Genomic DNA, 11,605 nt, shown 5'->3' on the forward strand with positions numbered 1-11,605 from the left:
ATGAAGGGTGCTCTCATCGGCTGCGGCTTCTTCGCCCGCAATCAGCTTCACGCCTGGCGGGATATCGACGGGGTCGAGATTGTTGCGATCTGCGACCGCGATGCCGGGCGGCTCAACGAAGCCGGCGATCAGTTCGGGATCGAACGGCGCTACAGCGATGCGAAACAGATCTTGGACGATGGTGGCTTCGATTTCGTCGATATCGCCACCACTGCCCCCTCGCACCGACCGCTGGTCGAAGCGGCGGCCGAGGCCGGCATCCACATCATCTGCCAGAAGCCGTTTGCCGAAAACATGACGGATGCCCGCGCCATGGTCAAAGCTGCCGAAGATGCCGGCAAGGTGCTGATGGTTCACGAGAACTTCCGCTGGCAATCCGCGGTACGCGCAGCGATCGATACGCTGCGGGCGGGTGCGATCGGCACGCCGTTCTTTGGCCGCGTCTCGTTTCGCTCCGGCTATGACGTCTATGCCGGCCAGCCCTATCTCGCCGAAGGCAAGCGCTTCATCATCGAGGATCTCGGCATCCATATCCTCGATATCGCCCGGGCCTTGTTCGGCGAGGTCTCGACGATCACCGCCAGCACCAAACGGGTTGACCCAAAGATCAACGGCGAGGATGTCGCCACCATGCTACTCGCCCACAAGGATGGCGTCACCAGCGTGGTCGACTGCTCTTATGCAACGCGCCGCGAGCCGGAGACCTTCCCGGAGACGCTGCTGGAAGTCGATGGCACAGAGGGTACTTTGCGGCTGGATGCCGGCTACCAACTGACGACCCAGGCCGGCGGCAAGGCCGAGACCCGCAATGTCGCCCCGCCGGTTCTGCCCTGGGCGGAGCGGCCCTGGCACAATATCCAGGAAAGCGTGGCGATCATTCAGCGCCATTTCGTCGAATGCCTCCGCGAGGGCCGCATCCCGGAAACCTCCGGCGCCGACAATCTCAACACACTGGCGCTGGTGGAGGCGGCCTATCTTTCCGCAAGCGAAGGCCGCACAGTCAAGCTGGAGGAAATGTGACCGATCCCCTTTCCCTCTTCGGAACGACCGAGCTGCCGGCCCCGATCGAACGCCTCAGCCACGGCGACGTGACAGTAAGCCTGCAGGACGGCGCGCTGCGTCATCTTTCCGTTCGAGGCACGGAAATCATCCGCTCGGTCGCCTTTCTGGCGCGCGATCGCGACTGGGGCACGATCGTGCCGGAGATCGGCGCAATCAGCCGTGAGCGGGGCGAGACGCTGCGGCTTGCTATCCCGATGGTGTTCCGTTCGGGTGATGCCCGGCTTGATGTCACGGTCAACATAACCCTCACCGCCGAAAGCCTGAGGGTCGAGTCCGATGGTCGGGCGTCGGGTCCTTTCGAAACCAACCGAGCAGGATTTACCGTTCTGCACCCGATCGAGAGCGTTGCCGGCGCGCGCGCCCGCGTTACCCACGCCGATGGCAACGTCGAGGATGGAGCCTTTCCGGCGCTGATCGAGCCCTGGCAGCCGTTCATGGACATTGCGACGCTGGAACACCGCGCCAATGGCTTTCAGGTACGGACCGCCTTTTCCGGCGATGTCTTCGAGATGGAGGACCAGCGGCAATGGGGCGATGCTTCTTACAAGACCTATAACCGCCCGCTGGCGCTGCCATGGCCCTATGAGATCGCCGACGGCGAAACCCTGTCGCAATCCGTGGAGATCTCCTGGAAGGCGGACCCCGCGGCAGTTGCGCCCTCCCCCGGGCACGATTTGCCCACCGCCCGCTTTCCCGAGACGGCGCTGGTGCTCACGGCGAACGATGCGCTGCGGCTTGCCGCCAACCGCGGAGATTTCGATATCGTCAGCCCGCAGCGGTTGCTGTGCCATGTCGATGCCACGGCAGAGCCGGCAGGACCGCAGATCGCGGCCTTCGCGGCGCTTCAGGCCGTTCTGCCGCAGCCTTTCTACGATATCGAGCTGATCTGCCGGTTCGATGGCGACGAAAGCCCGGCCCACGAACTCGCGGCCCATGCGGCTGCGGTGGCGGCTTCAGGGCTCGCGCCGTCTTCGGTGTTCGTCTGTCCTTCGGTCGATCGCCAGTCGACCCCGCCGGGTTCAAAATGGCCGCCCTGCCCGCCGCTGGACGAAATTCATGCGGCAGCGGCCGAAGTCTTTCCCGATATCGCACGCGGCGGCGGGATGGCGAGCTTCTTTCCAGAGCTGAACCGCAAGCGTCCGCCGCTGCAGCACCTCGATTTCGTCACCCACGGCCTGTCCCCGATCGTACATGCTGCCGATGATGTATCGGTGCTCGAAACGCTGGAGACGGTCCCCCATATCGCCCGCTCCGCAAGGGCGATCATCGGCGACCGCGCCTATCGGATCGGCCCGGCGACGATCGCCATGCGGCAAAATCCCTACGGCGCGCGCACCATCCCAAATCCCAACTGGGGCCGGGTCTGCATGGCCGACCAGGATCCGCGCCATTTTGCCGCTTTCGGCGCGGCCTATGCCCTGGGGCTCGCAACCGCGCTCGCGCCCTTCGACGTTGCGGTCTGGACGCCGGCGGCGCTTTACGGCCCGCGCGGGCTTTTCCGCGATGATGGCATGCCCTCTCCGCTTGCATGGGTCCTGCAAGCGCTTGCAAGATGCGCGGGGAAAAAGGTGGCCACCGCCGCAATCAAGGACGGCCTTGCGCGGCTCGCCTTTGAAGGCGGTCATGAATATACGGCCAATCTCACCGACCGGACGATTGACAGATTGCAGCCATTTGACTGGCGCTGACGCAATTTCGGTCACGGCGCCCGTAGAGTTGGATACATGGGCAAAGGCGGCCGCGACAGGACTCAACTAATTGCCGCGGAAGAACTATCTTTCTAAAAGGATGGCATCGACAACACCGGAGAGCATGGCGCGATGAACAGGGCACGGGCAGGCGAGAGGATTGTTCGCCGCAAGCTATCAGACCAGGTGCTGGAACGGATGCACGACATGATCCGCAGCGGCGAGTTGAAGCCCGGCGACTACATGCCCTCCGAACGCAACCTGATGGAACGCTTCGGCGTGGGGCGTCCTGCGGTGCGCGAGGCGCTGCAAACGCTGCACAACAGCGGCCTGATCACGATCAATCACGGCGAGCGTTCGCGGGTGAAAGAGATCAACCCGGCGACGATCCTGACCCAATCCGACGAGCTTGCCCGACTTGTTCTAAGTGCGGCGCCCGCCAATCTCGATCACCTCAAGCATGCCCGCCAGATGTTCGAGCTCGGCATGGTGCGGGTGGCGGCCGAAAAGGCGAGCGAGGCCGATATCGCCGAGCTTCGCGCGCTCGTGGCGCTTCAGCGCAGCCAGCTCGGCGATGCGACCGCCTTCATCGGCACGGACATGAGGTTCCACCGCAAGATCGCCTCGCTCACCGATAATCCGATCATTGTCTCGGTCTCCGATGCCATGCTCGGCTGGCTGTTCGAATATCACGTCAGCCTGCTGCACCGCTCAGGCGGCGAGGAGCTGACGCTGGCCGAACACGACAAGATCGTCGACCACATCGCCGATCATGACGTGGACAGCGCGATCGAGGAAATGCGCCATCATCTTGAGCGCACCCGCGACGTCTTTCAGATGAAGAGCTGATCAACGCGGTCCGCCACCCTCGCGAATCCATCCGAAGAAGTCTTCCGAACCCATCTGGCCGCCCTTCAGCGCGATCTGGAGCCCGTCGTGCCGGCCCTCGCTGTGGCCGAGGCAAAGCGCCGCGCCCGGGATCGTCGGGGCCAGTGCCGTGAGCGCCTCAATACCGAGCACGCGCATTCCGTGGCCGGATGTGTCGCCGCCGGAGATGACGGCGCGGCGGAGCCCCGATTGCTGCAGGACCCGATCTAGGACGCGGCCGAGCGCCTTGCCTATCCGGGCATTGGCGGTTTCGAAATCGACCGATGAAGTGGAAAGGGCCGTGATGAAGGCGGCAACGCGCGGATCGTCGGGCCCCGCGGCGGATGTAACCAGAATGCTGGCACCGGTTTCCACCGCGCTCAGGGCGGCTGCCGTGGCGCGTGCAATCTCGGTTTCGATGCCTGCGTCATCGCCGACCACGCTTGCCGCATCGAAGGCGATGATATCGAAGCCGTTGGCGGCCGACCATGCGATCTGCCGCGCGGTGCTCGGCGATACGGAGCCGGAGATCGCCGCAATCTGATCCACCGCACCTGCGCCTTTTGCCGGCGGCGGCGGTGCGATCTCGCCGGTTTCCTGCCAGTGGCGGACAAGCGCGTACTCGAGACCCTGCGAGCCGACCACTAGACGAAGCCTGTCACGGTTTTCCCAGATCAACTGGCCGACGGACTGCTCGCTTGCGGGCTCCATGTCGTCGAGCGAGATGATTCGCGCGCCGGCTGCAATCGCGTCGTCGAGCGCCTGCCGCGCCGCGCCGGACCACAGCGCCTCTAGATCGATCAGAGCGGAGGGAAGGTCGGTCTGGCGGGCGAGATGGCGCAACAGGTCGGCCTCGTCCATTGGTGTCACCGGATGACGGGCCATCACCGGATGACGGTCGAGACGGAAGACGCCCTCGAAAACCCCGGCATAGAGATGACCGAATGACTGGTAGCGCCGCATCTGCGGGGCCGCCGTTACCAGTGGCACGGCCTGCGAGGCGCGAACATCGAGCGCGATCTCGATGGCGCGGCCGATATTGCCGGCGGTCTGCGAAGAATCGAAGGTCGAGCAAATCTTGTAGTGCAGGATGTCCGCCCCGGTGGCATCGAGCCAAGCAAGCGGTTCCGGCAGGTTGGCCGCCATCCATTCCGGCCCATGACTGCGGGCGGTGGAGGCGATGCCCAGCGCATCGGACTTGGCAAAGCGTCTCGCAAGCGCCGGGCTCGGTACATCGGAAAACAGGACCGCGCTCAACCCCGCGAATGCCAGAACCTCCATAACGGCAGCCGAACCCGTGAAATCATCCCCAAACCAGGCCAGTCTGGGCCTTGCACTGCTTGTCATGCCGTCATGCGCTCCCGCTTGCGAAAATTGGCTCAATCATTGATTGACATTATCATCTACATATTATCTGATCATACCAGATAGACAAGACGTGACTCCATGGAAGGTAAACTGAAAATGACGAAAGTCGCATTGTTCGGCGCCGGCGGTAAGATGGGCGTCCGCCTGTCACGCAATCTGGCCAAAACCGATTTCGAGGTGCGCCATATCGAGGTCAGCGAAGCGGGCAAGGCTCGGTTGAAGTCGGAACTGGGCGTCGAGGCCGTAGATGCGGACAAAGGCCTTTCAGGCGCTGACGTTGTCATCCTCGCCGTGCCGGATACAGTGATCGGCAAGGTGGCGGCAGGCTTCGTGAAGGATCTGGCGCCCGGCACCATGGTCGTGATTCTCGATGCGGCCGCGCCTTTCGCGGGCCACCTTCCGGAACGCGACGACATCACCTACTTTGTCTCCCACCCCTGCCATCCGCCGATCTTCAACAATGAAGCCACGGAAGCCGGCCGCAAAGACCATTTCGGTGGCATTGCTGCCGAACAGGGCGTCGTCAACGCGCTGATGCAGGGCCCGGAAGAACACTATGCCCTGGGCGATGCCATCGCCAGGGCGATCTATGCTCCGGTTGCCCGCACCTACCGCGTGACTGTCGAGCAGATGGCGCTTCTGGAGCCCGGCCTTTCGGAAACGGTCTGCGCCTCGCTGCTGGTCGTCATGCGCGAGGCCATGGACGAAGTGGTTGCCCGCGGCGTCAGCTATGATTGCGCCCGCGACTTCCTGCTCGGCCATATGAACATCCTCGGCGCGGTTATCTTCGACGAGGTCAAGGGAGGGCAGTTCTCCGACGCCTGCAATAAGGCCATCGAATTCGGCAAGCCGGCCCTGATGCGCGACGACTGGAAAAAGGTGTTCGAGCCCGACGAGATCGCCGCCAGCATTCAGCGTATCACCTGATCGCGCAAGCCTTGGATCTGCCTGCCCGGGCTAGAGCTGTGCCGTCTCAGCGCATTTGAGACAGGCAGGGTTTAACGGATAAAGGAGGAATCTGGCTCATCATAGCTTAAGTAAAGGAAGAGACGATGAGACAGAAATCCGGGCAGCAGAAGCCGTTGCCAGTCAGCGGATTCGTGTTGTCCCTTTGTCTGTGACGGGGCAAAAACAGTAAGCTGCACGCGACCAGAACAAAGCAAGCTTGACAGCAGAGATTTTGGTAGTCTTTGTTAACGGCAATTACGAGAGGCGAAAATTCCCCATGCTCTCATCATTGACGACGTTCTCTCCCTGCGGAAGTTCCCGATCATCTGCGGACCGCAATTCGCCTATGATCCGGTGGGCAAACGGCTAGCGTTCTGCCTACCTGGGAACCGCGCGGAAAGTTCACGGTTCTTCCTCGATGCCGTTGGTGGCGGTGAGGGAGAATTGTATGTGGTCGATCTTGCGTCATCGCACATCCACCGACTGCCGGCGCTCGAAGATCTCGGCGTGTTGTCGCCGGTCTGGTCGCCGGACGGAACAAGGGACGCGCTGGCGGTGACCGACGGTATCTCGCTTCGGCCCGCAATCATTGACGTGCAAATCGGTGCGATGCGGGTTGTGAGCGAGCGCAATCTGACACTGACTGGAACGCGAACATTCTTCCACTTGCTCGACGATGCCGCGCTTGCCTGCGAAAGCACCGTCGGTGCTCAGGCAGGCTGCCGGAGCGGTCAGCATCGTATTCGAGACGGACACCCATCTGGCAGAGGTCGCGCCGTCCCGGTCGTTTTTGATGCCGTTCGTGACTGCGGCGGGAAGGGCCAGAGGCGGCCAGCCGTCCTTTGGGTTTATCCCGGCTTCGACGCCGGCAGCGATATGGGCTTCGTCAGGATCCTCTGAACCAGCCCGGCATGTTCAATCTGCATCTGCTCGCAGCACGCGGCTTCGTCGTCGTCATCCCGTCCATGCCCTATGACGAGGCCGCGCTTGGCGACCGCTTACTGGCCGGCTGCCTGACGGATTCCGCGCGCCCTGCCTACGACGCGGTCGTTAAGGCTGGGTATGTCGATCCGGAGCGGATCCATGTCGCGGGCCACAGTCTCGGCGGGTGGGCCACGCTGGTACTTATGACAAAGACTAAAGAATTCCGGTCCGGCATTGCTCTGGCGGGGTCCCGCAATCTTCTGTCGCAAACCGACGATGTCAGGCTGCGCTTCGACACGATCGTCGACGACAGCCGATCACCCGGTCTTGCCGATAACTATCATCTGTCGGAACCGCCCTAGAAAGCGCTCGATCAGTATCTGCGCAACAGCCCGCCGTTCTCCGTCGAGGATATCATGGCGCCGGTTCTGACGATCCGCGGTGACCAGGATTATGTCGAGATCGGTCAATCAGAACAGATGTTCGCTGCACTCCGCTCACTCGGCAAGCCAGCGGAGTTGGTCCGATACTGGGGCGAAGGCCACGTGTTGGAAAGCCCAACCAACATCAGCGACGCCTGGGAACGGGTAATCGCCTGGCTGGAGAATGTCTGAACTGTTGGCGTTCTTTCCTTGTGGAGACTCAAGAGGTTTCGCACGCCTGTGGTTAGACGCCGGATCCGCCGCTCACTCTTCCGCGCCTCAGACAGTCGGCAGCTGCCGGATGGAAAGCTGATGTGGCAGATAAAGGGCCGGAGCCGCCGTCTGGGGGTCCAGCTGCTGCATAACCGCCGCACCGTAAAGCTCCGCCGGGACCACGGCTGAATTGAGCCAGGGGGCAACCCATGCATTGAAGATGAGATCGTCAAAGCCGAAGAAAGTGAAGCGGCCGGGCGCATCAAGACCGGCTTCATTCAGGGCGCGAAAGGCACCATAGGCAAGCGTATCGCTCATACAGAGTACCAGAGGCGGCGTGTCCCCTGTCGCAAGAGCCTGCAGCATGCCGCTCCGCCCGACCTCCAACAAATTCGTGCCCGGCGCCGTGCACAGCATCAACGCATCTGCCGGCAGTCCCTGTGCGGCAAAAACCTCGCGAATACCCTGAAGCCTGAGCGTCGCGGCCGTGCGGTCGAGCGAGCCGTGCAGCAACACCGCACGGCGGTGGCCACGCGCAAGAACTACACGGGCCACATCGCGCCCGGCCTCCCGATTATCCATACCTGCATAGCAGGAGGTTCCGGCGCCGGGATCCGGACGGTTGACAAAGACTTTCGGAACGTCCTCCTGCCGTATGCGATCAAGTTCCGGGCTTTCGACTGCGCCAAGCAGCACGAAACCGCACACCGACTGGGCGCGCATTTCTGCGAGAAACTCATCCTGGACCACCCCACTTTCATGTGTGTCGCTCAAGGCCATAACCAGCCCGCACTCCCGCATGGCCATGCCGATCGACGCGGTAATAGCCGCCATGACTGGATTGATCAGTGATGCTGCTAGCACGGCAACGATCCGGCTTTCACGCCGCCGCAAAGCCTGGGCCGCACCGGCAGGGCGGTAGCGCAGCGCCTCAACCGCAGCCTTCACCCGCTTGATGGTCTCCGGCGATGCCTTGTTCGGAATGCCATTGATCACCCGGGACACGGTGGCGACCGAGACGCCGGCATGCTTGGCGACCTGACGCAGTGAGGCCGGAGCCGATCTGGCCTTCGCTCCGGTTTCCGGTTTGTCCGAGGATGACATGGCACGTTCCCTGGGGGCTGTTGCCGGCGCAGGCGAAAATATCACAGGTCCGACCCTGATAACGACTTGCCTAAAAAGATAAAAAAGTTCAAGTTTGCAGAAAGGGTAATCGATTACCCTGATCTGGGATACTGCCGCCCGCCGACGAAAAACGAACGGGACGGACAGTAAAGGAGTGACTTTTGAGGAGACTGAAATGCGTGCGATAAGCAGAGTGATTTGCGGCGTGGTCCTGATGGCCGCCATAGGAGCACCGGCTTTGGCCGAAAACAGAATTGATTTCATCCGGCCGGATGCGCCCGCTCTGGCCGCTTATGGCGACCAAATGGTGGGCGTGCGTGAGCTGACGCTCGTTCACAAGGACCAAATTGACATTGCCAATGTGGCTGCGGACATGTCCGCTCCGGATCAGATGCCCCGCTATGATCGCCCGCTGCCGGTCGAAATCTGGTATCCGGCCGATAGCAAGGCGGCCGGCTCGACGACACTGAAAGCCTATATGCGCGACGGCAAGACGCTGGTCGAGCTGCATGGCAAGGCCATGCTGGACGCCGCACCGGCAAAATCGGAATCGGGCTTCCCGCTGGTGATCGTCTCGCATGGCTACCCCGGCAACCGATTCCTTATGTCGCCGATCGCAGAGAATCTGGCATCCAAGGGCTATGTCGTTGTCTCGATCGACCACACCGACACCACCTACAGCACGCTGCGCTCCTTTCCATCAGCACTGGTCAACCGTTCGGAAGACCAGATGTTTGTGCTCAATGAAATCGCCCGTCTGTCGCAGGATCCGGATAGTTTCCTGAATGGTCTTGTCGATGCCGCAGATACGGCGATCATCGGCTACTCCATGGGTGCCTATGGCACTCTCGTCTCCGCCGGGATCGGCCTGACAGATCAGGCGGTGGAGGCAGAGGAAGGGTTCTGGCACGCGCCGGCAGGTACACTGGAGCGCTATCGGGCACGTTCGCCCGCCTATCGCGACCGCTTCGATCCACGCATCAAGACAGCTATCGTTTTTGCACCGGCCGGTTATTCCTCCGGCTTCTTTGATGATGAAACCTTGAAAGGCATCCGCGTCCCTACCCTTTTCATCGGCGGATCAAATGATGATACCGTGGGCTACCAGAATGGCGTTCTGCCGACATTTCAGGGTGCAAAGGGCGTTGATCGCGGTTTACTAGTCTTCGAAGGCGCCAATCATAATGTCGGCGCCCCTATGCCCGCGCCGGAAGAAGCATGGGTTGACGACCCCGATCTGAAATTCAACCTCGCATTGCATTACACCGACTTCGTCTGGGACAACGTGCGCATGAACAATATCGCCACCCATTTTGCCACGGCATGGCTCGGCAAATATCTCAAGAGCGACACGGCGATGCAGACCTATCTGGATCTTGTGCCCGTCTCCAATGATGGCGTCTATGACATGGTCGACGGAAAGCCTGCCGCAGACCATACCTATTGGTCGGGCTTCCAGCCGCGTACGGCCCAGGCACTGCGCTTCGATTTTCTGAGCGCCGAACATTAAACCTATGCTTCGGGCAAATGCATTCACGGGGCACCAGCCGCCTCAGACCGGTACCCCTTGATGTCGAAGGCCAGTCAGGCGGTTCCGTTACAAATTTTTGTAATGGTGGCAGATTTGGCTGACCTGCTCCCAGTTTTGTCCACGTCTATAAGTTAGCCCTGTTCACGTTGTGATCCATAGCGGACCGGATTGCAAATTCATTCGGGGTGAGCCCGTCGAGGCTAGTGTGCGGCCGATGTAGATTGTAGTCGATCCTCCAATCCGCGATGATCTCGCGAGCGTGGCGGTAGCTGCGGAATAGATGCTCGTTCAGGCACTCGTCCCGCAACCTGCCGTTGAAACTTTCCACGAAGCCGTTCTGCATTGGCTTGCCGGGCGCGATGTAATGCCATTCGACGCCGCGATCCTGCTGCCATTTTAGCATGGCGTTCGAGGTCAGTTCCGTGCCAGTGGGTCGCGACGCTCAGCGATGACATCCATTTCACTTGCCACGCGTCGACCCGAGATTGAGTTGTCGACGACGGCCGCCAGGCATTCCCGGCTGAAGTCATCGATGACGCATAGGATGCGGAAGCGGCGTCCGTCGATCAGCGTGTCCGATACGAAGTCGAGGCTCCAGCGCTGATTGGGATCCTGCGTCATCGGTGCTCGCGTGCCTAGGGTTCGCTTGCGGCCACCGCGTTTGCGCACGGTGACCCGTTCGTCGCGGTAAAGGCGGTAGAGTTTCTTCCAATTCACCTCGACACCTTCGCGTTTCAGCAGGATGTGCAGGCCCCGGTAGCAGAAGCGCCGACGGCAGCTCCTTCAGCCGCTTTCGCAGCTTTACATGATCGTGTCCCATTGCGTGGTGTAGCTTCGGCGCTTTCCATGCTTTCCGGACAAAGCCGGGAATGGATCAGCTTGCAGCGGGCAGGCTGATAAGGGGATCATCGCTCATTGTTGCGATGGTTTCCAGTGTCATGTAGCGGGATCGCTGGACGGCCCACTCGTCGTTCTGTTCGAGGAGCAGTGCGCCGACCAGTCTGACGATAGCATCATCATTGGGGAAGATGCCAACTACCTCTGTGCGGCGCTTGATCTCGCCGTTCAGGCGTTCGATCGGGTTTGTGCTGTGAAGCTTGGCTCAGTGCTGCTTGGGAAAGCTCATGTAGGCGAGCGCGTCCTGTTCGGCGCTGTCCATGAGGGTTGCAAGCTTGGGTACCTTCGGCCTGACCTGATCGGCGACACTGCGCCACTGTGTGCTCGCCGCCTCGGGCGTATCCTGGGCAAACGCGGTGGCGATGAAGGCGGAGACGACACGCCGTCCGCTCTTTCCGGCATGGGCCAAAGCATTGCGCATGAAATGGACCCGGGGGCTGTTGAAGAAGTCGCCGACGGCTGATCAGACAGCACCTTGCGCGTTAATGAACGTCTGCGGGAGTAGAATGCGGCTGAAAGCCTTCCTCAGCTCGCAAATGGTTGCCTGGGGGTGAAGTCAC

At 61.4% G+C, this 11,605-nt stretch carries 8 protein-coding genes and 3 pseudogenes; 7 read left to right on the forward strand and 4 right to left on the reverse strand.

Going from position 1 to position 11,605, the window contains the following annotated elements; genetic code table 11:
• From HPQ62_RS20255 to nanR, 3 genes are all read left to right on the forward strand, one after another.
• Complete coding sequence (locus HPQ62_RS20255) at nucleotides 1-1,020, forward strand: Gfo/Idh/MocA family protein (protein WP_174804420.1); 1,020 nt, start codon at nucleotides 1-3, stop codon at nucleotides 1,018-1,020.
• Nucleotides 1,017-2,750 carry a D-apionate lactonase family protein gene (locus tag HPQ62_RS20260; RefSeq protein ID WP_174804421.1) on the forward strand — a complete coding sequence of 578 codons (1,734 nt, stop codon included), beginning with the start codon at nucleotides 1,017-1,019 and terminating at the stop codon, nucleotides 2,748-2,750. Before HPQ62_RS20255 ends, HPQ62_RS20260 begins: the two co-directional genes overlap by 4 nt.
• 132 nt (nucleotides 2,751-2,882) lie before the next feature.
• Nucleotides 2,883-3,599: a transcriptional regulator NanR gene (gene nanR, locus HPQ62_RS20265; RefSeq protein WP_174804422.1), complete on the forward strand. Its 717-nt coding sequence runs from the start codon at nucleotides 2,883-2,885 to the stop codon at nucleotides 3,597-3,599.
• Here nanR and HPQ62_RS20270 read toward each other — a convergent pair whose 3' ends face one another.
• On the reverse strand, nucleotides 3,600-4,964 hold the full coding sequence (locus tag HPQ62_RS20270; protein WP_174804423.1) for a four-carbon acid sugar kinase family protein: 1,365 nt from the start codon (nucleotides 4,962-4,964) through the stop codon (nucleotides 3,600-3,602).
• A gap of 117 nt (nucleotides 4,965-5,081) precedes the next feature.
• Between HPQ62_RS20270 and HPQ62_RS20275 the strand changes: the two genes are divergently transcribed.
• The 3 genes and pseudogenes from HPQ62_RS20275 to HPQ62_RS21125 all read left to right on the forward strand — a co-directional run bounded on the left by HPQ62_RS20275 (nucleotide 5,082) and on the right by HPQ62_RS21125 (nucleotide 7,471).
• Nucleotides 5,082-5,912: a phosphogluconate dehydrogenase C-terminal domain-containing protein gene (locus HPQ62_RS20275; protein WP_174804424.1), complete on the forward strand. Its 831-nt coding sequence runs from the start codon at nucleotides 5,082-5,084 to the stop codon at nucleotides 5,910-5,912.
• Nucleotides 5,913-6,383: 471 nt separating this feature from the next.
• Nucleotides 6,384-6,833: a hypothetical protein gene (locus HPQ62_RS20280; RefSeq protein WP_174804425.1), complete on the forward strand. Its 450-nt coding sequence runs from the start codon at nucleotides 6,384-6,386 to the stop codon at nucleotides 6,831-6,833.
• A gap of 11 nt (nucleotides 6,834-6,844) precedes the next feature.
• Nucleotides 6,845-7,471 (forward strand): annotated as a pseudogene (locus tag HPQ62_RS21125) (alpha/beta hydrolase family protein).
• 87 nt (nucleotides 7,472-7,558) lie between these two features.
• On the opposite strand, the gene HPQ62_RS20295 reads toward HPQ62_RS21125, so the two are convergent.
• Nucleotides 7,559-8,596, reverse strand: coding sequence for a LacI family DNA-binding transcriptional regulator (locus HPQ62_RS20295; protein WP_174804428.1), 1,038 nt, complete (start codon nucleotides 8,594-8,596; stop codon nucleotides 7,559-7,561).
• A 196-nt stretch (nucleotides 8,597-8,792) separates the two neighbouring features.
• Between HPQ62_RS20295 and HPQ62_RS20300 the strand changes: the two genes are divergently transcribed.
• The gene (locus tag HPQ62_RS20300) at nucleotides 8,793-10,127 is read left to right on the forward strand and encodes an alpha/beta hydrolase family protein (RefSeq protein WP_174804429.1); all 1,335 of its coding nucleotides are present in this window, start codon (nucleotides 8,793-8,795) and stop codon (nucleotides 10,125-10,127) included.
• A 145-nt stretch (nucleotides 10,128-10,272) separates the two neighbouring features.
• Here the strand turns inward: HPQ62_RS20300 and HPQ62_RS20305 are convergent.
• Both HPQ62_RS20305 and HPQ62_RS20310 read right to left on the reverse strand, forming a co-directional pair.
• A pseudogene (locus tag HPQ62_RS20305) lies at nucleotides 10,273-10,922 on the reverse strand (IS3 family transposase); the annotation flags it as partial.
• A gap of 100 nt (nucleotides 10,923-11,022) precedes the next feature.
• Nucleotides 11,023-11,478: pseudogene (locus HPQ62_RS20310) on the reverse strand (transposase); the annotation flags it as partial.
• Nucleotides 11,479-11,605: the final 127 nt, after the last annotated feature.

Origin of the sequence: Martelella limonii, assembly GCF_013344475.1 — a bacterium.
Lineage (GTDB): Bacteria > Pseudomonadota > Alphaproteobacteria > Rhizobiales > Rhizobiaceae > Martelella > Martelella limonii.